Source organism: Colwellia meonggei (assembly GCF_057537295.1).
In genome coordinates this window covers 999,762-1,026,426 of sequence record NZ_BAAJLZ010000001.1, presented here as the reverse complement: position 1 = coordinate 1,026,426, position 26,665 = coordinate 999,762, and the positions used below count along the sequence as shown (strand labels likewise).

The 26,665-nt window shown below is 37.3% G+C and carries 22 protein-coding genes; 9 read left to right on the top strand and 13 right to left on the bottom strand.

The window, feature by feature from the left end; translation table 11 throughout:
• The first annotated feature begins 79 nt into the window (after window positions 1–79).
• Window positions 80–1,390 (top strand): M24 family metallopeptidase, encoded by a 1,311-nt coding sequence (locus AC27E9_RS04560; RefSeq protein ID WP_487127664.1) that lies wholly within the window; start codon window positions 80–82, stop codon window positions 1,388–1,390.
• A gap of 48 nt (window positions 1,391–1,438) precedes the next feature.
• Here the strand turns inward: AC27E9_RS04560 and AC27E9_RS04555 are convergent, their stop codons facing one another.
• On the bottom strand, window positions 1,439–3,196 hold the full coding sequence (locus AC27E9_RS04555; RefSeq protein WP_487127662.1) for a winged helix-turn-helix domain-containing protein: 1,758 nt from the start codon (window positions 3,194–3,196) through the stop codon (window positions 1,439–1,441).
• 220 nt (window positions 3,197–3,416) lie between these two features.
• On the opposite strand from AC27E9_RS04555, the gene AC27E9_RS04550 reads away from it, so the two are divergent.
• Window positions 3,417–4,910 carry a peptide MFS transporter gene (locus tag AC27E9_RS04550; protein ID WP_487127660.1) on the top strand — a complete coding sequence of 498 codons (1,494 nt, stop codon included), beginning with the start codon at window positions 3,417–3,419 and terminating at the stop codon, window positions 4,908–4,910.
• A gap of 57 nt (window positions 4,911–4,967) precedes the next feature.
• Here AC27E9_RS04550 and AC27E9_RS04545 read toward each other — a convergent pair whose 3' ends face one another.
• From AC27E9_RS04545 to AC27E9_RS04530, 4 genes are all read right to left on the bottom strand, one after another.
• Entirely contained in the window at window positions 4,968–6,197 is a 1,230-nt protein-coding gene (locus AC27E9_RS04545) for a hypothetical protein (RefSeq protein ID WP_487127658.1), read from the bottom strand.
• Window positions 6,198–6,203: 6 nt separating this feature from the next.
• Entirely contained in the window at window positions 6,204–6,965 is a 762-nt protein-coding gene (locus tag AC27E9_RS04540) for an outer membrane lipoprotein-sorting protein (RefSeq protein ID WP_487128298.1), read from the bottom strand.
• Between the two features lie 72 nt (window positions 6,966–7,037).
• Window positions 7,038–9,389: an efflux RND transporter permease subunit gene (locus AC27E9_RS04535; RefSeq protein WP_487127656.1), complete on the bottom strand. Its 2,352-nt coding sequence runs from the start codon at window positions 9,387–9,389 to the stop codon at window positions 7,038–7,040.
• A gap of 192 nt (window positions 9,390–9,581) precedes the next feature.
• Complete coding sequence (locus AC27E9_RS04530; RefSeq protein WP_487127654.1) at window positions 9,582–10,358, bottom strand: TetR/AcrR family transcriptional regulator; 777 nt, start codon at window positions 10,356–10,358, stop codon at window positions 9,582–9,584.
• 399 nt (window positions 10,359–10,757) lie between these two features.
• Between AC27E9_RS04530 and AC27E9_RS04525 the strand changes: the two genes are divergently transcribed.
• Both AC27E9_RS04525 and AC27E9_RS04520 read left to right on the top strand, forming a co-directional pair.
• Window positions 10,758–11,342: a TetR/AcrR family transcriptional regulator gene (locus tag AC27E9_RS04525; protein ID WP_487127652.1), complete on the top strand. Its 585-nt coding sequence runs from the start codon at window positions 10,758–10,760 to the stop codon at window positions 11,340–11,342.
• 157 nt (window positions 11,343–11,499) lie between these two features.
• Complete coding sequence (locus AC27E9_RS04520) at window positions 11,500–12,108, top strand: MlaC/ttg2D family ABC transporter substrate-binding protein (protein ID WP_487127650.1); 609 nt, start codon at window positions 11,500–11,502, stop codon at window positions 12,106–12,108.
• Between the two features lie 111 nt (window positions 12,109–12,219).
• Here the strand turns inward: AC27E9_RS04520 and AC27E9_RS04515 are convergent, their stop codons facing one another.
• The 3 genes from AC27E9_RS04515 to AC27E9_RS04505 form a co-directional block, all read right to left on the bottom strand.
• Window positions 12,220–14,751, bottom strand: a complete 2,532-nt coding sequence (locus AC27E9_RS04515) for an acylase (protein WP_487127649.1) — start codon at window positions 14,749–14,751, stop codon at window positions 12,220–12,222.
• Between the two features lie 130 nt (window positions 14,752–14,881).
• The gene (locus AC27E9_RS04510) at window positions 14,882–16,102 is read right to left on the bottom strand and encodes an RNA polymerase sigma factor (RefSeq protein ID WP_487127647.1); all 1,221 of its coding nucleotides are present in this window, start codon (window positions 16,100–16,102) and stop codon (window positions 14,882–14,884) included.
• A gap of 104 nt (window positions 16,103–16,206) precedes the next feature.
• On the bottom strand, window positions 16,207–16,557 hold the full coding sequence (locus AC27E9_RS04505; RefSeq protein WP_487127645.1) for a YciI family protein: 351 nt from the start codon (window positions 16,555–16,557) through the stop codon (window positions 16,207–16,209).
• A 189-nt stretch (window positions 16,558–16,746) separates the two neighbouring features.
• On the opposite strand from AC27E9_RS04505, the gene AC27E9_RS04500 reads away from it, so the two are divergent.
• Entirely contained in the window at window positions 16,747–17,703 is a 957-nt protein-coding gene (locus AC27E9_RS04500; protein WP_487128296.1) for a sensor domain-containing diguanylate cyclase, read from the top strand.
• Window positions 17,704–17,751: 48 nt separating this feature from the next.
• Window positions 17,752–17,883: a hypothetical protein gene (locus AC27E9_RS04495; protein WP_487127643.1), complete on the top strand. Its 132-nt coding sequence runs from the start codon at window positions 17,752–17,754 to the stop codon at window positions 17,881–17,883.
• A gap of 149 nt (window positions 17,884–18,032) precedes the next feature.
• Here the strand turns inward: AC27E9_RS04495 and AC27E9_RS04490 are convergent, their stop codons facing one another.
• Together AC27E9_RS04490 and AC27E9_RS04485 are read right to left on the bottom strand one after the other, a co-directional pair.
• On the bottom strand, window positions 18,033–18,689 hold the full coding sequence (locus AC27E9_RS04490; RefSeq protein WP_487127641.1) for a nitroreductase family protein: 657 nt from the start codon (window positions 18,687–18,689) through the stop codon (window positions 18,033–18,035).
• Window positions 18,690–18,976: 287 nt separating this feature from the next.
• Window positions 18,977–20,179, bottom strand: coding sequence for a helix-turn-helix domain-containing protein (locus AC27E9_RS04485; RefSeq protein ID WP_487127639.1), 1,203 nt, complete (start codon window positions 20,177–20,179; stop codon window positions 18,977–18,979).
• Window positions 20,180–20,356: 177 nt separating this feature from the next.
• Here AC27E9_RS04485 and AC27E9_RS04480 point away from each other — a divergent pair, with 177 nt between their 5' ends.
• Complete coding sequence (locus tag AC27E9_RS04480) at window positions 20,357–21,067, top strand: DUF2306 domain-containing protein (RefSeq protein WP_487127637.1); 711 nt, start codon at window positions 20,357–20,359, stop codon at window positions 21,065–21,067.
• Between the two features lie 287 nt (window positions 21,068–21,354).
• Here the strand turns inward: AC27E9_RS04480 and AC27E9_RS04475 are convergent, their stop codons facing one another.
• Genes AC27E9_RS04475 through AC27E9_RS04465 form a run of 3 tightly spaced genes read right to left on the bottom strand, consistent with a single transcriptional unit; the run spans window position 21,355 to window position 23,274 of the window.
• Window positions 21,355–21,672, bottom strand: a complete 318-nt coding sequence (locus AC27E9_RS04475; protein WP_487127635.1) for an AzlD domain-containing protein — start codon at window positions 21,670–21,672, stop codon at window positions 21,355–21,357.
• Entirely contained in the window at window positions 21,665–22,384 is a 720-nt protein-coding gene (locus AC27E9_RS04470; RefSeq protein ID WP_487127633.1) for an AzlC family ABC transporter permease, read from the bottom strand. The genes AC27E9_RS04475 and AC27E9_RS04470 overlap by 8 nt, the downstream gene beginning before the upstream one ends.
• 47 nt (window positions 22,385–22,431) lie before the next feature.
• Complete coding sequence (locus tag AC27E9_RS04465) at window positions 22,432–23,274, bottom strand: AraC family transcriptional regulator (protein WP_487127631.1); 843 nt, start codon at window positions 23,272–23,274, stop codon at window positions 22,432–22,434.
• A 1,426-nt stretch (window positions 23,275–24,700) separates the two neighbouring features.
• Between AC27E9_RS04465 and AC27E9_RS04460 the strand changes: the two genes are divergently transcribed.
• On the top strand, window positions 24,701–25,495 hold the full coding sequence (locus AC27E9_RS04460) for a glycosyltransferase family 2 protein (protein ID WP_487127630.1): 795 nt from the start codon (window positions 24,701–24,703) through the stop codon (window positions 25,493–25,495).
• Between the two features lie 4 nt (window positions 25,496–25,499).
• Entirely contained in the window at window positions 25,500–26,258 is a 759-nt protein-coding gene (locus AC27E9_RS04455; RefSeq protein ID WP_487127628.1) for a glycosyltransferase family 25 protein, read from the top strand.
• The last annotated feature ends 407 nt before the right edge of the window (window positions 26,259–26,665 follow it).

Genomic DNA, 26,665 nt, shown 5'->3' with positions numbered 1-26,665 from the left:
AAAAAGCGATAGCGTGAAGCTATAAAATGTAACTCGTTAAAGCACTTAAAATTTTTAACAGTGATCGCAGGACAAAAAAATGAACATAACAAAAAGAGCCTTTTTAAAAGCCAGTGGTGCAAGTTTAGCTTCACTTAGCCTTGCCGGAGCAGCCATTGCAGGAAGTTCACGCGGCGCTGCTGAAAGTAATGTAAAAGGCACTAGCAATAAATTAAAGCCTATCACCGGTTCAGTGAAACCTATTAGCAAAACCGAAAGGCTACAACGCATATCTAACGCACAGAAATTAATGCAAAAGCTTGATATTACAGCACTAGTGCTTGAGCCTGGTGCAGCCATGGATTATTTCTCTGGTATTCAGTGGTGGCGCAGCGAGCGTTTAACCGCAGTGGTTATTCCCCGAGACGGTAATGTTGCTGTAGTTTGCCCATTTTTTGAAGAGCCGAGTGTGCGAGAAAGCTTAGCAGTAAGTGATGACATTCGCGTTTGGCAAGAGCATGAAAGTCCATTCGTACTGGTCAAACAAATTTTAGCCGATGCTGGCATTACTAAAGGTAAAATCGCCTTTGAAAACTCAGTACGTTATTTTGTTATGAACGGCTTAATGGCGGAGCTTTCTAACATGCAGCATGTCAGTGCTGAGCCCGTTACTCGCGGCTGTCGTATGTATAAAAGCCAGCATGAACTTGAATTAATGCACAAAGCTAACGAGATTACCTTACTTGCGTATGCAGATGTATGGTCAAAACTGGAACTGGGTATGAGCCAAGGCGATGTTAAATCGTTAATGAAAAACGCACAAACACAGCTTGGCGGTAAAGGCGCTTGGAATATGGCGTTATTTAACCAAGCCAGTGCTTACCCGCATGGTACCAAACAAAAGCAAACCTTAACGCAAGGCTCTATTGTTTTAATGGATTGTGGCTGTAATGTGCATGGTTATCAATCAGATATTAGCCGTACTTTTGTTTTTGGTGAGCCAAATAAAAGGCAACGTGAGGTTTGGCAAACGGTTAGAAAAGGTCAGCAAATTGCTTTTGAACAAGCACAACTTGGCCAGCAGGCGGGCTCTGTTGATGATGCAGTGCGTAAGTATTATCAAAGTAAAGGTTTTGGCCCAGGTTATAAATTACCGGGGCTTTCGCATAGAACTGGTCATGGCATTGGTATGGAAGGTCATGAAAGTGTTAATTTTGTGCATGGTGAAACAGAAATGCTTAAACCAGGCATGTGCTTTTCGAATGAACCAGGTATTTATATTCAAGGCGAATTTGGCGTGCGCTTAGAGGACTGTATTTATATGACTAAAAATGGCCCACAGTGGTTTACTCTACCGCCACCTTCACTTGATGAGCCAATTGGTAAATTAGTTGAATTAGACACGGTTTAAGTTGTTTTTATATAAAAAACAAAACTTGCAATAAGCACATAATTATGATTATTGCTTAAAGAAGCTATCAATTTCGATAGCTTCTTTCATTTGTGCGGTTAAACGCTGAAAAATATCTTGTTCACGTAAGCCTTTAAATGACGGCGATTGATAGACACGATAATCAAGTTGATAACCTTGCTCAATTGCCTGAATCAAATAGCGCATCGCAATATTATATTCAGCTTTGGCACTATAAATCTCCGCCAGCAATAAACTGACTTCGGCTTGCTCATTGCCCTGTTGTTGCTTGGCTTTTAATCCGGCAATACTCTGTTCATCATAAGCTGCTTGACTATTATCTAACGTACTCGTTTTAGCGACAGGATTAATTTGTTTAGTTAATAAGACCGAAAGTAATTTAGATCTCGAATAAATAGCTGAGGGGGTTAAATCTGCCGCTTGTTGATAAAAGTTTTTAGCCATATCAATATTGTTTTGAAAATAAGCAATATCTGCCTGTGTTTGTAAAAAAAGTGCTTGCTGGTTGCTATTGCCCTTTTCATTTTCAACAAGTGCTAATGCTTGCGGGTAATTCTTTTTGGCAATAGCCAGTTGCGCTAAATGATAGGTCGTTAATAAGTAATCTGGTTGTAAACTGAACGCTTTTTGATACCAAACTTCAGCTAATTCATATTGCTTGGCACGCGCTAATGTTAAACCGGTATGCATCATTGCCAGTGCATGTTCAGGGGCTTGCTGTATTACTTTTTTGTGCCACGTGAGTGCTGTCGCCAATTCACCTTGCTCTGAGTAAATAAAAGCGAGGTTAATCAATATTTCAATTTCATTGGGCTCTATCTCGAGTCCTCTGTGTAAAGTTTTTATGCTTTTCGATAACCAACCAGAAACGTAATAAGCGGTACCTAATGCCTTGTATGCTGCGGCAGATTTATTGTCATAACTTAACGCTTGATAGGCATTATCGATTGCTAATTGCTTATCATGCTCTAGTCCTGAAAATTGAAAAAACTTCTGACTATAGGCCTGACTTAGTGCCGAATAAGCTAATGAAAAATGACTATCTTCATTAATTGCTTTGTTAAAAAAGTCGATAGCTATTTCATTATCTTGCTTGCGGTATCTATGATAATAATCTCTGCCACGGGTATAAAAGCGCATCGCTTTTGAAATGCTTGTATCCATATCGCCGGTGACTTTGTTGCGGGTTTTGTTAGCGCCTGTATTCTCACCCGAATCAGGTGACTGTTCACCAAGTAGCGCCTTGTCATTTTTATCGACACCATTCATCAATATTGATGTTGATGTAATACTAATTAATGCCACAATAAAAACGATTAACCCCAACAATGAAATTCGTCGCCATAATTTACCAAATTGATTTTCACTAAGGCTTGGAAAGCGATCGTTAGCACTTAAATCTAGCATTACCGAAGGTGGTTTACGGACAACACATTCGCACTTTACCACAGGAATTATTCGATATCCGCGTCCACGTACGGCTTCAATATATGTCGGTGCTGAAGCATTGTCGCCTAAAGATTTTCTTAATAACTTAACGCGCTGTTTTAAGGTTTCATCGCCAATAACTCTATCAGGCCAAACGGCTGCCATTAACTCTTCTTGACTTAATAGGGCAGGAGCAGCTTGTGCTAACGCCACCAATAAATCGTAACTTAATTTAGGCAAGGTAATCACTTCATCATGACGTGTTAATTCACCTCGGAGAACATCTAAATTTAAGTCACTAATTATGTAACGGGTTGTATTGTTATAGTTATCAGGCACTAAGCAATTATTCAGCATAAAATTGTATCCGTTAATTTATCGCCTTTTCACCAAAGTGCAATGATTCTCTGCACTTTTTATACGCTATTCACCGCTTTACTTCACTCTTCAGTGAAGCTTCACCAAATCTTCACCAAAATTTTCAGCCACTTTCACCTTAACTTCAAGTAGCCAAAAATCATCAGCGTAAGCTGATAGCGGTTAAATAAAAATTAATATTAGAAATGAGGAAGGACTGATGGCTTCAACACAAGCTTTACCCGAATTTGATAATTTATGGGGGCACCCTAAACCATTATGGATGCTATTTATGGCAGAATTTTGGGAGCGTTTTGCTTTTTATGGTATTCGCTGGGCTTTAACACTGTACATTGTTGCGCAGTTTTTTAATGGTGATACTTCGGGTCAGTCATTTGCATCAAATACCTATGGCGCATATTTAGCACTGGTTTATGCCAGCGCTATTTTCGGTGGCTATATTGCTGATAAGATCATCGGCTCGCAACATTCAATTCTTGTTGGTGCAGTGATGATGGGAATCGGTTTATTTCTCATCATGCTGCCCGATGAAACTTTTTTTATGGTCGGCTTAGCGACAGTTATTGTTGGCAATGGTTTATTCAAACCTAATATTTCAAACTTGGTTGGCAAAATATATGCCGTAGATGATCACCGTCGAGACAGTGGCTTTAGTATTTTCTACATGGGTATCAATGCTGGCGCTATGGTGTCGCCTATTATTACTCAATGGCTTGCTAGTACGTTAACCGATACGCCAATGATGGATAACTACAAAGCGGTATTCGGCGCGGCAGGAGTAGGCATGTTAATCAGTTATGTCTGGTTTTACATTGGTCGTCGTCAACTAAAAGGTATTGGTTCAGTAGCTAAAACACCTTTAAGAACAAAAAACCTTGTCTACGTTATTCTTGGTTCAGTCGCATCTATTGTCCCTGTTTATATTTTAATGACCTATGCTGGCGCACAAGTGCTAGCGTGGATATTATTTGTGCTATTTGTTGGTTTAGCAATGCTACTTTTAAAACAAGCTAAGCGTGATGGTAAAATAGCTTTCGATCGAGTTATTGCTTGCCTAATTATGTTCCTGTTCAATGTTATATTTTTTATGTTTTTCGAACAGGCTGGCAGTTCATTTACCTTTTTAGCGCAAAACATTGTGGATAGAAATATCACTGAAGCCGTCGAATTTAAAATTGCTTGGTTTCAGTCAGTTAACTCAGTTGCGATATTGATATTCGCCCCGATTGTTTCAGCACTTTGGGTGTTTATGCATAAGAAAAAAGTTGAGCCGAGTATTCCACGTAAATTTGCCTTAGGCTTGCTCGGCACAGGTTTAGGTTTTTTAGTGTTAATTTACGCGCTTGAAAACTTACTAGATGCTAACAATATGATCCCAATTTGGCCGTTAGCCGCTTGCTATGTGTTGCACACTATTGGCGAGTTATGTTTATCACCTATTGGCTTATCTATGGTAAGTAAGTTAGTACCAGCTTCTCTTGCTGGCTTTGCATTTGGTGGCTGGTTTCTAAGTACTGCTATTGGCAATAACTTCTCAGGAATATTGGCAGGTTCAATGAGTGGTGAAACAGGAATGACAGTCGCCTCAGCATTAAGCGGCTTTTCATTTAGCTTTTGGTTATTGACCATAGGCGGTGCATTTTTATTTATTATTGGCCCACAAATAAATAAATTAATGCACGGTGTTAAGTAATTTCGATTTTAATATGACAGGTTAAAGAGTTGCTGGCGCAACTCTTTTTACTTACCACTAGAAATAATATTCTATGGCTAATTGTGCGTGATCATCAGATTTCAAACTGTACAATGCATCGCTTGGTTCGCTGCTTTGCATCACTCTAATATCTAAACTAATTTTTACACTTTCACCGAAACGTCGATTAGCTTCCATGATGAAACTAAAAGCACTGTGCTCAACATCAGCGCCAAAACCAACCAGCATTTCACTACTTTGCATATCATTGAAGGCTAAACGACTACCAAAGAAAATATCATTTTGAATACTGGCACCGGAAGAGTTTTCATCTCCTTCTCCGCGAGAGTCCCAACCATATTCAACTAATAAACCTAGATCAGCATTCGTGTCAAAAACACCAACATAAGTGTATTCAAAACCCGCTTGTGCTGCCCAAAAGTCTTCATCATCAGTGGTGCGATAAATAGTTTCAAACTTCCATAACCAATCATCTATCGTCGCTTGCACATCGAGCCCTAACTGATCCATTTGGTTATAATGCTGCTGCAATGATGGCGAGCTGTCAGGCTCTGTGGTTGATAACGATAATATTGGATCACGATTAGTTCCGTGGAACCAATAACTCCCTATATCAAAAACTCCGATTGAGTGACTCCAACGTGCAGCAAAGTCTAAATGCTTATCTTCAGCCGACGATTGATAACTTACGTTATTTGAATCAACAACTAATGGACCACGTAAGCGACCTTTTTTACCAACGAAAGTCCGTTCTCTAAAACCGGGCAATAAATATAAATCAACGATCCCCCAATCACGTACAAATGATAAGTTAAGCATTAATTGTCCTAACTTATCCTCACCGTCGGTATCTTCAACGCCATCAGTTTGATTAATAACATCAACTAAATGTTGGAATTCTGTTACCCCCCAAAACTCTTTACGAATACCCGCTCTGAGCTCCCAGTCGCGACTTGCGTAAACATATGACAATTCACGAATATCACCATGACTTCGTTCGCCATCAAACTCATCGTATCTATAATATGGTTTGAAAGTTACGCTGCTATTGCCTTCATTCCATCCCCAGTAGAGCTCTGGCTCAACAAATATAGAGGCTTGGCTGCGAGATAATTGGTTTGGAAATTGACTTTCTTCAGCAAAATAACGCTGTTCATAACCAACTTTCCCCGAAAGTTCAAACTCATCTGCATTGACTTGCTCTTGCACTATGCTATTTATTGCAAGAGCAACCAGCAATGGCTTTATTTTTTTAACGATACTCATTGTGAATTATCGCGCGCGCTTTAAGGTATTTTTGTTGAAGTCACCATCAACTAAACCGGTTTTAAACGCGTAGTTTTGCCACTGTAATTCTGTACTTTTACCACTTTGATGATTGATCATTTCTGCTGAATCAGCGCGCCAGTATTTATCTAGGTACTGCTTGTAATTACTGTATGACAGGGTTTTCAACAATGCATTTTTACGATCGTAAAAATCAATTTTTTGCACGCGATACTCTGCTTTATCTAACCACACGATGCGGCGCGTGTAACCCGAATTTTCATCAACAGGAAATTGCTCAACCATAAAGCTATCAAGGTCATTTACTACTTCATCACCCAAGTAGTTATAATTGTACTTTTCAATTTCAAACGAACTTAAATCTTCAAATGAAAACTCAGAGCCCATAAATGGACCTGATTTATTTCTAGAGGATATACGCTTAACTCGTTTTAAAGACGGCAAATACAACCACTGGTCGTCATTACCGACAGCATGAGAGAAACTTAAAAATGATGTACCTTTGACATCCCTAGGCTTATTAAAAATAGTTAAACTTTTATCACCATCATCAAGTAGTTCTAAGGTTTTAGTTTTAATTTCACGAATACTCTCTTGCCCTTGTTTATTACGCAGGCGCATGGTCATATCTGACGTATTATCGACCCAACCAATGTCTCGCGACTTTGCTTCTTTTGATATTTCTAAACCACGAGCTTGTGCACTAAGCTCTTCCTGTGTTTTAGCCAATATACTATGTGAGGTCATTACTAGTGCAAAGGTAGTAAAAAGACCAACTGCTATTTTTTTATTTAACATAAATATTCTCCAAAAGTTTAATTAACTCGCCGTTGTATTCGGCGTTAGCTCAGTTGCAATAGGTGCATGTTCTGTGTTTTGACTGTTGAGAGACTTGTCTTTATCAAGAGCAATTAACAACGGTGGTAAGAAAAAGAAGTCAACGGCCAAGGCAATAAAGATAGTAATTGCGGTCAAGAGTCCCATATCAGCATTTAAGCTAAATGAAGATTGTGCTAACACGATAAAGCCAGCGGCTAATACAAAAGTTGTCGTCCAAAGGGCACTACCAACATTGCTAAAGGCATACTGAACTGCAGCTTTAGGTGCAGCTTTATTTTCACGACGAGCATGTAGATATTTACTTAGAAAATGCACAGTGTCATCAACAACAATACCAAGTGTCATACCAATAACGACTGATATACTCATACCAACTTGTCCTTCAATAAGCCCCCAAATACCGAAGGCAACTCCTGCTGGAATGAGGTTAGGTAATAAACTGATGGCTCCATAACGCCAGCTTTTCAGTGCGAAACCTAAAATAACTGAAATCAACAATAATGCTAACGTTGTACCAATAAGCATACTATTGATACTTCGTTGGCCAATATGTGCGAACATTAAACTTGGACTAGCAATATCAATTTGATATTGCGCTGCATTACTTTCAAACCAGGTATTAATTCTCTGCTCTAATTCCACTAATTCGTTACTTGTTAAATTTTTAAACGTTGCAACAAGCTTGGCAGATGATTTATCAACATTAAGTTGGTTATTTAAGTCAAGACCATAAGGTAAAGACATTTCATAAAGCAGAAGATATTGTGCTGCCATTTCTTGATCCGTTGGCAGCTTGTACCAGCTAGGATCATCAGCATGCATATTCTTATTGAGGCGCTTCAGTGTGTCAGTGATAGTATTCACATGATCTGTTTCAGGCTGTTGGCGGAGCCAGTCACTAAACTTAGCTAGATTACGTAAATATTCAGGGTTGTTTATGCCACTAGATATCCCTGTTTTTACTGAGATTTCCAATAAAGTCATACCCGATAAGTTAGCTTGCATAAAGTCAGTAGCAACACGATAAGGAATAGACGTATCAAAATATTTAACGAAGTCATCGTTTAATTCGTTTTTTGGAATAAAGAGTGCAGATGCAATAATGATGACGCTAGTTAATGGCAGTAGCAGCTTTCTTTTTGCAATCACAAAGCCCGCTAATTTTGACATTTTATCACTTTGCCCTTCCGCTACTGGCTTCACTTTAATAGGTAATACCGCCAGTAATGCAGGGAAAATAGTAATAGCAAAAATAAATGCCAGCATAACGCCCATGGCAACTAAATTTCCTAAGTCATGAAATGGTGGTGAATCAGAAAAATTCATGCTTAAAAAGCCAATGGCGGTAGTAATACTGGTAATAAAAATAGGTTGAAAGTTCAATCGTATACTTTTTGCGATTGCTGACTTTTTATCGCTACCTTGGCGCATTTCATAAAACATGGTCGAAAGAATATGAATACAATCAGCGACAGCCAGCGTTAAAATCATCGTGGGCGCAGAAGAAGATGGCCCCGTTAGATAAAACCCCAACCAACCTGCTATTCCCATTGTGGTCGCAATACTTAAAATAATAACTAACACCGTAGCAAACGTGCCTGAAATAGTGCGTAGCATTAGTCCGATAAAGATTATGACAATGAGAAACATCAACGGAACTAATGTCGCGCTGTCATTCATGGCGACTTCAGTAAAAGCACCGTTCATCATAACCATTCCCGACATATGAATTTCTGAGCCAGGATTATTTTTTAAGAATTCAGCTGCCATGTTTTTAACGAAAGAAGAGACTTCATCCACTTCCGCTGTAGGGTCGATAGCCGGAAATTGCACACTGACATTAACAACAGAGACATGCCCTTCTGGTGAGATAATTTTATTAACTAATAAGGGTTCATTTATGGCAATGTTCTTTATTTTCTGCAGCTCTTGCTCAGTCAAACTGGTAGTATCCATGACTAAGTCTTCAACTATCATGTCATCTTCTTCAGCATAGGTATGTTGAAAGTTTGTGACTGAATCTACTCTTGTAGAGTAAGGAACTTGCCAACTGGCCTTTGTTAACGTTTTTAGTGCAGCCAAATGTTCAGCGGTGAAAACATTGCCATTTTCGGGAACAACGACAAATGAAACATTGTCACTCTTGCTATATACTTTTTGCATTGACTCGTAAGCCACAAGCTGTGGATTATCTTCACCAAAAAATACTCGGTAATCACTTTTAAATACCAAATTTTGCGCACCTGACGCGGCAAAAAAGGCAATAGATAGGCTGACGAGAATAACCCAAATAGGATGTTTCTCGAAAAAGCCAAACAGTTTATCTTTCATGGTTTCTCCATTGTGACGAATCGTCACCAACTACTGTAAAAAAAACGATGCAAGCACCGGTTAAAAAACACTTCCAATAATGACGATTCGTCACTATCTAAGGATAAAAAAGCGGTATGCACTACCGCTTATAAAAACAAATAAATTTCAATTAAATCAAAAACTTAAAGCTTAATAGAATTATTAATTTGTTTAGTTAAAATTAAATTCACGCCCCATTGATTTCAATAAGGCTAGCTCACTCGGAAATACTAATGCGAGTGCTGATTTTAAAGATTGTTTATAGTCTTTTTCAGCAGAATATGGCACCCACTGCAGTCCGTCTAATAATAAGTTTGTTTGATTAAACAGCTCTCTTTCTACAACTAGACCTGAACTTCCAGAACATTGTTCAACCTCTGAGGATAATATAGAGATAACACCAAATGTTTGTGACCAAGTTGCAAAGCAAACTTGCTGAAGCGTCATATGCTTTGGAAGTACAAATTCTTTATTGGCGATAGCATCTTCAATAATACCAAATGTTGTTCCCATTACTTTCGCTTCTAACTGCTCTTGTTCTTGCAACCTCTTAGCACTGCATTTTCCATAGACATTTGGGCTTTTAGAACACTGCACACTCTTAAATAGCGCTGGGTGTAGAATGGCATAAATTAAATTTGAAACATTTAATAGCAGCATCCGCGCTCTTGCACTACCTTGATACAGTGCTGCACGGTTAAATAAATCATGCATAATAGTAATCGCTTGATTACCTATGGCTAATAGCAGATCTTCTTTACCAAGAAAGTGCTTATAAACGGTTCCTTTTGAATAGGAAACTGCAGCCACAACTTTATCTATGGTAATATTTTCTACACCATGCTTTTCAATCAATGCAATAGTTGCATCGATAATATCTTGTTCACGAGCTTTTAAGCTCTGTTCATCTAAAATTCTTGGAGTCATATCATTGTGACGATTCGTCATTAATTAAACAAATGATAGATTGTTATAATAATTTGTCAATAGATAGCTTAAAATTTAAAGTGGCCTTTAAGTTTGGCCAGTTAGCCTAACGTATGCAGATCACTCATTGGATTAAACCTTTACCGTATAAATTGTAAGCATACTACTTTACACCGCAAAAATTATTGCTTTAGTTAACTAAAGCAAACAGTTAGTTGAAATTAATTATTGTATCAACTGCAAAGCAAGGCTTTCAGCTCAAAATATGTACCTAAAACCGATCCAGCTTCATTAGAAACGATCTAGCTCTATACTGGAATGATCACAAATAATAACAAAAAATGCTCACCTAGCCTTTGCAACCGACCTAACGGTCGGTTAAACTTTAGATATTAAAGGCCACAGTTTTTGAGATTTTAAATGAGAGACGCAGAGCAAACACGGCAGAAAATACTAGAAGTTAGTGCTGATGAAATTCATAAACATGGTTTCACCGCAACGAGCTTATCGTGTATTTTAAAACGTTGTGAAATATCAAAAGGTGCTTTGTATCATCACTTCTCAAATAAAATGGAGCTTGGCTATGCGGTATTTGAAGAAGTATACGCACCTGCGTTTATTTCACTTTGGCAGCCGCCAGTAGAATCTGAAGACCCGATTCAAGGTTTATGTGATTTTTTCAGCTCAATGTCGAAAGAAATGAGCTGTGATGAAGTGGTTTGTGGCTGCCCACTTAATAACCTATGCCAGGAAATGTCTGGCGTTGATGAAGGCTTTCGCATTCGCATTCTAGCAATGCAACAACAATTAAATTTATTAATTGCCACGAACTTGCTGCGCGTAAGTGACACCTTAAAAGCTAATTTAGATTTTAGCCAAGTCGCTTATTTTATTGTTTCTACTTTCCATGGTTCGTCAAGCTTAAGCAAGAGCTCACTTAACAAGGAGCTGTTCGATAAAGTCATTAAAGAACTGTGCCGCTATTTACACGATTTAAGAAAATAACTTTAATTACACGCATTCGACCTTCCGGGTAACAATTCTTAACACTTTATCTTCTATTATAGCATTAAAAGCAATTTACATACCGAGCGGTCGGTATGTATAATACAGCAATTGAAAATATCAACTATAATTTAATTTTAGCCAGACAAGGGTCCCCATGAAAAAGTTTCTTCTACTTGTTATATTACTTACCAGTTTTATACAAAACAGCTTCGCAGCTAACGATGTTGCATCTCCATATCAAGTAATAGAAGTTACGGGTAATAAGCTTTTTACAAAAATTGCTGATAACCAAGAAGCGTTAAAAAAATTCCCTGAATTGATGCGTGATATTGTAGAGGCTGAGCTTATGCCTGCAATCGATTATCGCTACGCATCATTTAAAATTTTAGGTAAACACTTAAGAAAATCGACAAAAGAGCAAAGAGCTAAATTTGTAGCAGCTATGCGTTCTTATTTAGTACGAACATATGCTAGCGCGTTAACGCAATACCATAACCAAAAAGTATTATTTGAACCGGGCACTAAGTTGAAGCCAAAGGCTAAATCTGCATCTGTTGATGTAAAAATTGTTGATGACGGCAAGCCTGATATTAAAATCACTTTTCAAATGCGTAAGGATAAGAAGTCTCAGCAATGGAAAGCTTACGACATGATCGTTGAGGGTATTTCATTAGTTAGCAGTAAACAGGCTGAGTTTAACAGAAAGATATCAGATTTAGGTATCGACCAAGTAACATTAGAGTTAGCATCTATCGCTAAGTAACGATAAATAGTGCTTCATGAATTACATCCATGCGGCCGCGATATACCTTACATCTTGTATATAAAAAGCCAGCATTATTGCTGGCTTTTTAGTAACTGCAATAAATTAAAATTACTCAGGCGCTGAAGATATAGTCATCTCTGCTATCTTATTTGCTTCAATATCTGCTTCAGTAAAACGTAATGGCCTTAATTGTGGCTGCTGCGAATACAGCATGGTTTGATCTAAATTGTGATCGCTGCCATATTCGTGAGATTGCGAATAACTTAGTAAACCTCGTGCAACTGGCCCTTCGTCAGTAAAGTTAACAACAGTCATCCAACTGCTACCATAATTAATATGATAACCCTGCCCTGCTGCACTTAAAATCGAATCACTGTTTTGTGCCGGATACACGTGACGACGCAGCAAAGTACCATCATTACCCGTTCGGGTGTTAAATACATTAAAGCCACCTTCAATGTTGTGCGCGCCAGCCCACGGTATTTTCACCCCTGTAGCCGTTCCATCAGGTAAGCTACGCTCAACAAACTGAACACTACCTAATGTTGCGTCTAGTGCCAAACCGGCAGACTCCACATTCACAATTGCCTGTGCAAATTGTTCAAGTGTTGTGGTGTTATGAACTAAACCGCTTGGTGTTGTTGTTGGATTATCAACCGAGAAATTTGCTTGCCATTGTGGGTTATTATCAAACAAGAAGGCAAACTCTCTAAATAAATGAGCAGCGCTACTATTTTTATTCATTGTGCCATCCCACAGTGATAGTGCTGAACAACCATTACTGATATCAATATTCCCCGAGCTCAACACTATTGGCGTACTTCCCTGAGCTTGGCATGCGCTCAGCAATTCAGTTAAAACACCTTCAGCAAGATAACTACGATTACTTAGTAATGTTTGTTCAACTTCTTCAGGGCTAAATAAGCCATCATTACCTGCGCTATCTGCTAATAATTTATGTGCTAAGCGAGAACGTAACGTTTGCTGGTTTTCAACTTGACCATATAACGGCGAAACCCCTGTAATAGGAGCATTGGCGTTTGTTAACCAGAAGCTGTCATTTGAATTTTGTACATAATCGCTACCTGAGTATTTCGGAGCGTTTGCGTAGGGTACTGGGCGCTCAAAATCAAAGACTGATAAAAACCCCGGTAAAACAGTAAAGCCAGCGGCTTGCTTAGCGCCAACTAATAATGGATTTGTTGTCATCTCATTAATTGCAGAATCAGTTAAGTGCGGTACTGTCGAATCATCAATATAAAAGACATTACCCTCAGCATCTGCAGACATAGTATTGTTAAAAATCACACCATCATAATCTTGGAATGCCTGCTTAAATTCATCCATATTGCCAGCTAAATTCATCGCTAGCCAATGGTCAACAATATCAACGTTTCCTAAGTTTGCATCTTTTATGGCAAAAGCACTGCCACCTGCTCCCCATTCAAAGTTTCCAGGTACAACAATCATAGGACCATGGTGCGTTGAATAACTTTTCTTCGCTAATTTAATAGTTTGCCCTGGTGCTACTGCAACATCAATAACGAGCTCTTCCGATGTGATCAAACGATTTGCACCATCAATCACTTGTGACATTTGTGCGGGGTCATTAGGGTTAAGGGTTAATTGATAAACTACAAAGTGTTCAGCGGTTGAAAATGTATGTGTCCAAGCAACATTTTCATTGAAACCAATATTAACCACACCTGGCATTCCAGTTAAAGAGCCCCCCATAACATTTAAATGCTCGGGAATAGTGATATGAAATTGCCAAAATCGTAAGTTACCCGTATGAGGAAAATGTGGGTTAGCCAATACCATACCTTTACCATTTTCAGTTTTATCTTTACCCAAACCCCAACCATTTGAGCCTAAATCGCTTGGATTTTTCTCTGGCAAACTAATAACTGGCTTTGAATTAACCTGGTAACTATTGACACCAGCATTCACGGGATAAGGCGCAAAGTTTTCACCAGGAGGCGCAGCCAAAAACATTGGCCCTAGGAAGTTTGCTGCTCCTGGTAGCAAGGCAATGCCTAAAGAGTACGTCAACATGTCAACAGCCGTTATTGGCTGCACCCAAGGCATATTCGCACAAGCACCATCAATATTTGCGACACCCGTTTCAGCTAAATATTTATTGTAACCTTGTGCATAGCCGGATAGCAGTGCCTGACTATTGGCAGAAAGTGAGTTTATGTTTTTTTCGGCGTGTTCTTTAATCCCCAGAGTTAAAAAACCAAAATCATTAATTAGGTGCGCTGAATCACCCGATCCCGGTACCGTATCCGGTCCATAATATTTAGCCCGCTGAGAATTGTATTTTAATATTTGGTCGGCAAGTACACAGATATTATCTTTCGCAAACGCATAACCAACACCGTACGACATACTTTCAAGGTTGTCAGCAGTAACATGTGGCACACCATAATCAGTCCATCGAATGTTTGCTGTTAACACACCGTCACTATCAAACGCAGGTACAGGAGTTGGTGGCGTTGGCGGTGGTTGAACAGGCTCTGGTGTTACCGGTTCGGGTGTACCTATGTAGGTATAATCTCCTCCGCCACATGCGACAAGCACACTTGATATTGCAACAAAAGACAGGGAAAGAGGTAGCTGACGTAGTAAATATTTCAAAACAAACTCCTTGTTATTAATTATTATTTTTTTACAACTAACAAACTGATCGTACCAGCAATAGTTGCACAATAATCAACCAACCTCAAACAGTTATTTGTATAAAAATAGAGCAATTAAACTAATCAGGTTATTTTTGGCAAAGCTCAATTTGTTGTGAAATAAAGCGTGTTTCTACATCATTTTTTGTAAACCTTAGTGCTTTTACATAATGCAATTTAGCTTTAGAGAAATTATTTCCTTGTAGATACAGCGCCGCTAAAGCGCTATAGAAATGGCGATAGGTAATAAGTTTACCTGCTAACTTTTCTATACGCGTGATCGCTTCGCTTGTACTCGTAAATTGTGCTCGAGCTATTTCTGCATTTAATTCAATTACAGGGTTATTTTGCCAGTTAAGTAACTTTAGATATAACGCATAAATTTGTTGCCAGTCGGTCTGTTCACTGCTATTCGCATTATTGTGCAGTGCTGCAATCGCTGATTGAATTGCATAAGGAGTACCGCCACCCAATAGCAAAGACTTTTCAACTAATATGTTGGCTTCATGAATATCTGACTGTCGCCATAGTTTTCGATTTTGTTCGGCTAATAAAACTAAATTGTTTTTGTCATCAACTCGCGCTGGCAGGCGAGCATTTTGATGTAGTAACAAGGCAAGTAAACCAATGACTTCAGCATTATCCCGGATACATGAGTGTAATATTCGAGTTAGCTTTATCGCACTTTGACATACCTGCCCATCAACCAGTTTTTGATCACGACTAGTAAAGTAACCTTCATTAAAATATAAATAAATAACCTTTAAAACAGCGTCGATTCTTTCTGGCCACTCCTGCAATGTGGGAATTTGATAAGGGATGTTAGCTTGGGTAATTTTACTTTTAGCGCGCGTTAATCGTTGTTCAATAGTTTTATCTTTTTGTACCAAAGCATTGGCAATTTCAGCAACCGACATACCTAAAACGTGCTTTAACGTCAGTAACATTTGAGTTTGTATATTAAGGGCAGGATGACAACAAGTAAAAATTAAACGCAGTAAATCATCTTTATAGCTATCAAGTAGTGCCTGTTCACTTAAATCTATTTCTTGGACCTTTTCATCATTAATTTCATTGCCAACAAAACGCTTTTCTCTGCGCGCTTGATCAATAAAGTGATTGGACGCGACGGTTACCAACCAAGCAACACTATTTTCAGGAATATTTTCTTGCCAATTTATTAACGCTTTTACAACGGCTTCATGCAATAAATCTTCCGCTACAACAATATTTTTATAACGATAAATCAGCTTAGTTAGCGCTTGCGGATAACATACTTGAATGTGATGAGCTAATGCTGTGTTTTCCATAACCGTTACTTCGCCTATTCATTATCTAACTTTCTATTTATTTAAATTCCTTACTAAAGTAAACGTGTTAGTGCTTGTACTAACACGTTTATAACTACACGAAATTATTCAAAAACCATAATAGGTCGTACTTCAATACTGCCAAATTTTGCTGACGGTATCTTTTCAGCAAGCTTTATAGCTTCATCTAATGAATCACATTCTAGCAAGTAATATCCACCTAATTGCTCTTTAGTCTCTGCAAATGGGCCATCCGTCAATAAGGTATCATTATTTCTAACACGCACTGTCGTTGCCGTGTCAGTAGGTAGTAACGCATCACCAGCAACAAAGTTGCCATTAGTTTTTACTTGTTCAGTAAACGTCATATACTGCTGAAATATTTTATTATTTTCTTGTTCTTCGCGGCTTGCTTGTAATCTTTCATCTTCATAAATTAAACATAGAAATTGCATTTGTAGTTCCTTAATAAATTATCAAAGTGTAAATTCAGCGAATTATTTTTAACTCGCTATTATATAAACGAATAAGAAAAGACAATTCCGACAATTTATTTACTAATTTGTAAAAATATATTTGATATTACTCTTTCTTCAACATTTAGCACTATACTCATACAATAACTTAAACTGGCTATATTTTTGATGCTTGTTCCTGCACCGACAAAAAATGAAGAAAGCCGATTAGCATCGTTACAATCTCTCAGAATTTTAGACACAGATCCTGAAGAGAGATTTGATCGTGTCACTCGTTTAGCAAAGAAGTTATTTAATGTCCCCATTGCCTTAGTAAGCTTAGTTGACGAAAAACGACAATGGTTTAAATCTTCTATTGGTTTAAGCGTAAAAGAAACCCCAAGAGATATTTCATTTTGTGGTCATACTATTCATAACAATCACACCTTTATTATTGAAGATACTTTTCTTGATGAACGTTTTTCTGACAACCCGCTTGTTATTAGCGAGCCCAATATTCGCTTTTATGCTGGTCACCCAATTTCTTCGCCATCAGGAGAGAATATTGGCACTCTATGTATTATCGATACCAAGCCAAAAACGTTAAATGAAGATGATCTTGTTGCACTTAGTGATTTAGCCGCACTGGTAACGGGTGAATTTATATCATTGCAATTAGCAACAATGGATGAGCTAACAAATATAAGTAATAGAAGAGGCTTCAAACGTTTAGGGCAGCACTGCCTAGATATGGCAGATAGACGAAATAACATGTGCCATCTTGTTTACTTTGATCTAAATAAATTTAAATTATTTAATGATAATTATGGTCATGCGGCTGGAGATCAAGTACTTAAAATTTTTGCCGAGCAAATGAAAAACACTTTTAGGTCTTCTGATGTTTGCGCACGATTTGGTGGTGACGAGTTTGTTGTACTGCTAACGGGTAGCGAACATGAGTCAGCTCAACAAGCGGTAAAACGTTTTGCCAATAATTTGATATCAGTAAGTAAACATTTAGATTTACCCTACCATATTACCTTTTCCCACGGCATTGTCGCTTTTGATCATCAAAAACACATTGATATTGAACTACTAATCGATGAGGCTGACGAAGCCATGTATAAAAATAAAAACGGTGGCTAATTTATAGCTCTGTTCTTTAGTAATAGATACCTTATTTGAGCACTTGGTATGATTAGTAAGAATATTCAAGTACCTGCAATTAAACTTATTGAGTTCTCAGCAAACCATGTGGCAGTTGCTTTAAATATGCAATTAGCGGGTGGTTTTTCTGGTAAGAAAGTCGTTAAAGTAGCTAGCTAAACCGTGTTATTTATCTTTGCACTAAGACAGTGAATAAAACAAATATCATAGCTAGACACCGAGCTTAAACAAAAACAGATAACAGCAAAACTGTTACCTGTTTAGTTTCACATCAAAGAAATGCTCACAAACGTAAACTAAAAAGTTATTTATAGAACCTGTAACACCGCTTCACGTGCAAGACGAGATTTCGGTAAACTTGCATTGTAATCTTCGTCGGTATGATGGTAACCAATAGCCAATGCAACATCACATCGATACCCCTCCAGTTCTTGCTCAAATACTTGGCTAATTAACTCACTGTCAACCCCTTCCATAGTTGTCGAGTCAATGCCTAAACGAGCCAATACATGTAGCGTATTGCCTAACGCTAAATAGGTTTGCGCCTTTGTCCATGCCGAAGTGTCGCCATTTTCATCGGTATTTAATTCAGCGAAAGCAAAACCAGCAAATGCTTGCTCACGGTTCTCCGGCGCAGTACGACCATCAACAATGCCTTTATCAACCACTTTTGCGTAATCATCTCGCGTATACTGGGGATTATAAGCAAATAAAATAATATGCGACGCTGCTTTAACATGAGGCTGGTTAAATTGATGCTTGTTGGCAAAGGTTTCATGCATACGTTGTTTCGCCTCATCACTTTCAATGACAATAAATTTCCAAGGTTGTGAGTTTATTGATGAAGCTGATAAGCGCATTGCCTCATATATCACCTCAAGCTCTGCTTGTGGGACACGCTTTGATTGATCATAACGCTTAGCAGTATAACGTTGTTCTAAATCGGTGATAATTGGGTGAGTCATGATAATCTCCAAGGTATTCATTTTAGCTTTGCACTAAAGGTGTGCGATTGGGCGGTATTTTAAGGCAATCAATACCAATGAAAAAGGCATTATCATTTGATTTATTACCAAATATTTTTTGTTAATTAGAGAGGAAGGAGCATTCAAAACTACAAATTGCTCAAAACACAATCCGCATTATGATGCTAACTATAAGCAAATAAAAACCAACTACTTTTACATCAAGCAGAGTCAGTTTAATTCACTCATCATAAAATTGAATTTATCTTACTAAGCAAAGGCTCTTTTTATACTTTATTGAACTTAGCGTTTTTACGGTACTGGCTTGGCGTTTGTTCAGCTTCTTTTTTAAATGCCGTATAAAATGATGATTTTGAATTAAAACCAACGCTCATGGCAATGTCTAAAACGGTATCATCACTCTGCGCTAACATGCGTTTAGCAGCATCTACACGATACCTATTAACATAGTCGAAAAAGTTCATTCCCAAGGTTTCGTTTAATGTTTGTGAAATGTAATTCGGTGATGTAAAAATGTGCTTTGCTAATTTTTGCAAAGACAAGGAGGTATCTAAAAAGAGTTCATCATCACGCATAGACTTTTCTATTTTTTCAGCAATACGAGAAGACTGTTGCTCATCTAGTGCTGAACGTTGATATTTACGTTGCTGACTATCTTCCTGAACTAGAACTTCTTGTATATCATCTTGGCTTTCATACAATTCCTCTAGGCCAGGTTTTTGTCTAAGTCCCCATATAGCGATACTCCACAACATCACTAATAGGACTAAATTAGTCAAAACAGGGTTAACTGGAACAGAATAAAATAGGTTATCCAAAACAATATAAACAGCCGTTGCCAGCCAAACGATACCGACAGTAAAAAGTAGCCAACTAAGCCACTTAATTTCTCTTGATTCTGTACTCGCAAACAAGTCTTTTAAATGTTGACGATATTGATGAAGCCTTTGAGTAATTTTAAAGAAGTAAAATCCTGATTGTAGCACCCAGCCTAAAATCAGGATAAAGGTGCTAATAAACATTCCGTAGAGTAAATAACGTAATAAAACTGGCGCGGCATTAATAACCTCTTCATTCCCTTCAACTAATAGGGCTCTGGTAATATCGCTTGGTATAAAAAAAGCTAGCAACGCAATAAGACCGCCGACACTCGCAGGAACATAATGATATAGAAGTTTACGACTAAAACGCCACGGTGTTTCAGACGTTATCCCTTGAACATAAAACCAGAAACATGGGCTAATAAGTAAAATGGCAGGTAGAGAAAGGATCAGGAATGTTGATTGTAACTGAGGGAAAAAAACAGCCAATGTTGGTCGACAAATCACAACACCAATAGCGACTAAACAGATAGCTAACGGTAAATAAGTTTGGCGCGAAAAAGATCGTAAAACCAGTAAATGTACACTAAAAACAATAACCAATAAGGTAGATAAATTGACTGTAAACAGTGCGGGATTATCAATCACAAAAAATTCTCAAATAATATATAAACCATTAATAAACTTTACTTTATAGTACTTTAAAAACGTCCGAACCTACAGGATAAGGACTATAAATGGTTCGAGTCAACATGCTCGGACGACATTATCAAAGGCATTCTACATAATTCACTTATCCTTAGCTAGTTGATAAGAAAAAACAAGATGTCTGAAGCAATAATGATAAACAATAATACTAAAATGAGTAAAACAGCTTTTAATTGGCCTATTGTTGGCTTTCTACTTTTTATGACTGGTATTCCAGGATTACCTGCCATTTTTATATTGGCATTGGTGATTATGGGCCCACCTGGCAATGAAGCCCTATCTGCTGCAATAAACACAGTGTATTTTGATACACCTGCAGCAATTCTAGTTCACGGCGGTGCTGGAGTTTTGTTTTTCTTAACCATGCCATTTCAATTTTCACCCGCGCTGCGAGTAAAGAGTCCAAACTGGCATAAAATGGGCGGACGTATTGCCTTGCTATCAGGCTACACCATGGCGCTATCTGGTATTTGGATGCATCATGTCCTTTCTCCCGATTCGCTAGGCATGCGTTATGTTTCACTGGTTATTCTGAGCATTGCCATGTGTACTGCTTTTTCAATAGCACTATGGCAAATCATCAATAGTAGTATTCAAGCACATCGTAAATGGATGATTAGAGCAGTGGCGATAACATTGGCATCGGTATCACCGCTATTTGTTGAAGCAATTTTGTATTTATTATTTAGCCATTTAGAAAACACTTTCGCGATAGTAACCCAGTTTCAGCATGACTATGGCAGGCTTATGGGAATAGCAATTAACTTAAGCATTGTTGAGTATATATTCTTCAAACAAAGCCTTAAGAAAAAACTAAGTAGCCATTAAAAATAGTTATTAAAAAGTAGTATGAAAGCAGCTTGTCGCCAGCTATAAATAAAATACCTTGCTTCTTTTTGACTATTTTTCTCAAAACGAAAAAGGGTAATAACACATTCATGTTATTACCCTTTCAAAAACAATTTATTAAAAACTGGTTAATGGTTTCACTAACCATATTGATGGAATGTTCATTTTGATATAGTACTTAACACTCTAAGAAAGTTATAAAACACAATACTTACATTTCATCCAACTATAAAAAAAGCACCCGAAGATGCTAGAAAGGAAAACGATTAAAGCATTTTTAATATTGCAAATATTGTCATTCCTAAAGTAACAACAGCTAATGTGTGCTTTATTTTCAAACTCAGCAAAATAGTCGCCAAACCTGCAATCAAGAATGGGCTTTCCAAAACTTCATACTTGGTATTTTGATGCCCCATAAAAACGATAGGTGCCCACATTGCAGTTAACACTGAAGGAGCAGTAAAGCTAAGTAACTTTTTCACTTTGTTATTAAGTTCGATAGAAATTATTTTTGCAAAGAAAAGGTACCTACATGAAAATGTTATCGTCGTCATTCCCGCTAGAGCTAGCCAAAAGTTATCCATGGTCTGTCACCTTATTTTGACTTAAGTACCCTAAAGACATACCGATAAAAGTTGAAGCAACTAAGGCGTATTCATTAGCAAACATAGATAAAACAACGGCACTTCCTCCACTGCACAGCACAGCGATTAAAGTAGATCTAGATTTAACGGAAGGAATAACTATCGCAATAAATGTAGCTGCGATTGCAAACTCAAGACCTAAATGTTCTAAATTAGGAATATATTGGCCTGCAACAATTCCTACAAAAGTTGAAATATTCCAAATTAAATAGAATGTGATTCCTGAAGCAAGTGCATAAACAGAGCTAAATAACTTATACTTTTCCATATGACGACAAGTTACAGCAAACATCTCATCGGTTAGAAAAAAGGCAATGCTACAACGAAGGCCTTTAGAGCTTTTTCTTACTTGTTCCCTAAAAACAGCAGAATAAAGCAAATGTCGCGAGCTGATCACAAATGTAGATGAAAGCATTGTGATTATTGTTCCACCTGTACCTATGATTGCTACAGCAGCTAATTGAGCAGCTCCTGCAAAAACTAGTAATGACATAAGTTGAGCTTGTATACCAGTCAATCCAACGTTGACTGCCATTGATCCACACAATACTCCCCAAGGCACCGTTGCAATGGCGAGAGGTAGTATATCGATTATAGCCTTTTTAATGGTGCGAAGATCATGTGAGGTTGCACTAGTTTTTTTTGTGAACAAAGCGTTATCTCCTTCAAGTTTTAAAGGAGCTTAAAGGTTAACCCTCGTTAACTCTTGTACAATACTGCTTGCTTTTGGAACTTACTAGGCGTTGTTCCTAATGCTTTTTTAAAGTGCCTATTAAAGTGACTTTGATCATGGAACCCACAATCTGTGGCAATCATAGCAGGCTTGACCCCTATTTTTAGTAAAGCTTTTGCTTTTTTTAATTTCACTTGTATTTGATAACTATGGGGAGCAAGGCCAAACGCTTTTTTAAACTGCCGAATAAAATGGTACTGACTTAACCCTGCAATTGATGCAAGTTGAATTAATGAAACGTCGTCTTCGGGGTAACTATCTAGGTACTCTTTAGCTAACATAAGTTTACGTTTACTACCGCAAAGGTCGTTAGGAGTGTTGCGTAACGTCGAGTGTCCTAGCACCAATCTCATCATAACACTATAGATAATAGTTTCGGTGAGTAATTTAGAAGCATTAGTGTCAACTTGGTAAAATAGCAGTCTTAATTGTGCAGCTAACTTAGGATCATTAATAACCGCAGCATCAAAATATGGGGCAAAGCTCTTACTGTCATAAAGATCATAACTAATCCTCTCAAAATGCTCTACTAAGGGGTACATAGCACGGTACTTCCAACCATCTGGCGTAGCAGACTCTCCAGTATGTACATCATCAGCATTCACTAATATGATAGAATTAGTATTCGCTACATGGATATTGCCACTACGATAAAAGCGTTGTGCTCCATACTCAATAACACCAATAGTGTAACTTTCATGAACATGTTTAGAAAACGTTTGTGCTTTAAAATCAGCATTAACAATTTCAACGCCATTAAAGGCATTTGCAATAGAAAAACTGGCTTGTTCTTTGGCATTAATAGTCATATCTAGAAATTTATACCTTTTGCCGCACTGCTAGTCTTGTACAAAATTGCTGTTATTTTGAAGTTTTCAAAAACAAAAGCTTACATTTCTAACAGAGACAACTATAGAGCAATTTAAAACTTTCGCTGAATATACCAATAAAACTATTCTATTTTAAATAACCTATCTTGATGGAAGATTTATCTATGGTATTGCTGTGTAATGTCATAATAATTGACATCATACTCGATAAAAATTTCAGCAAGAAACTCTAAAATCAAATATTGAACTTTTAACCAACTTTTAATTTTTTTTGAGCACAAAACATCGGACTCTTTTCAGTCTCAAATATGACTTCAGATTTTAAGTTATATTCAGAGTATGGCTTTACATTACCTCTCTGATATTTCGACAACAGTTCAAACATTCTATCAGGTGTATTGGCGGTATTTTAGATACTTTAGGTTTAGATGAATCTTCATAACCTTCCACTGGCTTGGATCGTCATAGCAACTAGTATCCAGCAAAAATCAAAACCTTATATATTATTACCTTTGCTCTATGGGGTATCATTCTTAGCTGAGGTTATTGCTTGTTAGAATACCTGTTCAGCTTTTGACTCATTGAGTTCTTTAACTTCATCGTCTATCTCGTCACTATATTCAAATTCATCAGTATATTTGGCAAGCTAGAAATCAAGCTCTGCTAAGAGCCAACTTCATCAACGATATTTTTCATCAATTATTCACTGGGCTTCTAGACAAAGAGGGTTAACTACTACAGAAATACGATTAAAACTTAGTTTGAAGTAAGTATGCCGTTAGCTTGGAAATGTAATATAGGAATGCTCTACCTCTCACCTAAGAATTAGTAATAACATGAAGGTAGATTATCAAGCATTGTGATAAAAGTTCCATCAACTTAACAAACGAATGAGTGTTGTTCTAATAAAAGTTAGTTTCTATTGATGAGCAATCTAAACGTCTCCTGAATTGTCACGTTCTCAATTAAAAACCTAGACAATTATTCTACGTTATAGAAAAGCTCCACTTCAGGCCAAGTTCAAAGAGCACTTTAAGCAATGTAAGCATTAAAGTTCATATACTAGAGCCTCACCATTTTCATTACGATTTATCCACAATAAAATTAATCGTTCACCTGCAGATACATCAATTGTAGACAGTATATATTTGTGACCAAACCTTCTCATTACATAGGGTTACGTGAGCTTACGTACGCTTACAAAATCTTCTCTTGCCACATGGTAAAGTCAGCTGTATTCAGTTCCAGATATAACCTAAATGATACTTGCTCAATACTAAAGTCAAGAAAATTTGGAATGTAACTTATCTAATTAAAAGAAAATGAAAACAATGCGACAAAGTAAAAAAATGCTTTTAGAAGGTGCTTGGTACAGTGCAATTTTCCATGTATTGGATAATCAATCATGATAAATAGCACGCTCGATAGTAAGCTACCAATCAGTGTATTTATTATTACTCTTAATGAAGAAGTTCACCTTGCAAGGTTACTCGCGAGTGTCACCAACTTTAATGAAGTTGTCATTGTAGACTCTGGTAGCAGCGATAATACCCTAATGATTGCTGAGCAATTCGGTGCAACAATATACCACCAAGAGTGGCTTGGTTTTGCTAAGCAAAAACAATATGCGATGTCACTATGCTCGAATGAATGGGTATTCAATTTAGATGCTGATGAAGTACTTAATACACAAATAATTCGTAAAATAAGTCATATCATCCAATATGGTTCGGCAGATTCCATAAGGTTTCGACGAAATGATATTTTTATAAATAAAAAATCATCTTTATTAGCAAAACTGCCTAAAAATCGCCGGCTTTATAAAAAATCAAAAGCACACTTCGATTCATCTGTATTGGTGCATGAGACAGCAACCATAAAAGGTAAAGAAGTGCTTATTAATGAAGCATTTGACCACTACGGTTACAACGACATATCAAAGTTAACTGATAAAAACAATCACTATTCAACACTAAAAGCATTAGAGAAACATCAAAAATATCAGGCATCATCAACGGCAAAATTACTTTATATATTCCCTTTTGCAGTATTTAAAGAGCTTATTTTTCAAAGGCAAATATTCAATGGACGCAGAGGCTTTATTAAGTCAATTATCTCTGCATATTACGCTTTCTCTAAGGAAGCTAAACTTTTCGAACAGGAACAAGAAGCAGAATACATCAATAAGCAAGGTACTTAAGCATATGTCTCCTCCTATATACATAATAAACTTAGACTCGAATCCAGATAGATTAGCTAAATGTAGTCAACGACTAACTGCACAAAACATTGATTTTGAACGCATTCCAGGAGTTTTAGGTTCAGCTTTAACTAAGGATGAAATAACGCAGCATTATGATGAAAATTTAAACAGAAGTAAACACTACACACCACTCACAGCGGGTCAAATAGGCTGCTATTACAGCCATCGTAAAGCTTGGCGAAAAATAGCTGATGGTGATGCTCCGTTTGGAATTGTTTTGGAAGACGATATTCTACTACTTAGTGAGTTGAAATTAGCGATAGATACGATTCAAACATTTGATTTTTCATGGGACATTATCAAGCTATCCGCTTATCAAAGCCGTGAAAGAAAAATTAAGTTCAGTCATAGCGTTGCCAACAAAATGAATATTGTTGTACACCTTAAACCTATGAGTGGCGGTGCAGCTACGGCAATAAGTAAGAAAGCAGCTCAGCAACTATTAGCTGCGACTAACAAATTTGGACGGCCTGTAGATACTGATATTCAACATTTCTGGGAAAAGAGAATTAGTGTTTTATCGCTTATGCCCTACCCTATTGCTCAGGACATGACATTCGATAGTACTATTTCAGCCAAAAAAGTTTTTAGAAAAAAGCACTTCTGGAAGCGTAAATGGCAACAATTACATACGTCGATAATTAATCGTCGAGAAGTCACTAAACAGATAGGTAAATTAAAAATGTCTTTGGATATTTAATATTAAGGTAATTCACCTATTGCTCTTAATCATTTAAAGTTGATTAAGTAATGTAACGCGTCCCCTGAAGTTCTCAAGTAAAATTAGCCACGATTTTGTAGTTTAAGATCGAGTGACCTTGAAAGTAAACATGGTATATGTGCTATATTTAGAGGGGGTATTGTGTCAAATTAATATAATATTGATCACTACCTCTCTTTTAAGAGAGTATGTTTAACAGGGTTTTATCTAAAGTGAATATACGGTAAAAACTGAGTATTGAAACCAGTTTAAAAACACTATTACCCATTAATTTTAGTGTAATTTATCGAAAAAAAACATAAAACAGGCTTTTATCCACATTGGCCATAAACAAAAAAGGGTAATAACATCGCTGTTATTACCCTTTTTAAAATACTAGGTTAACA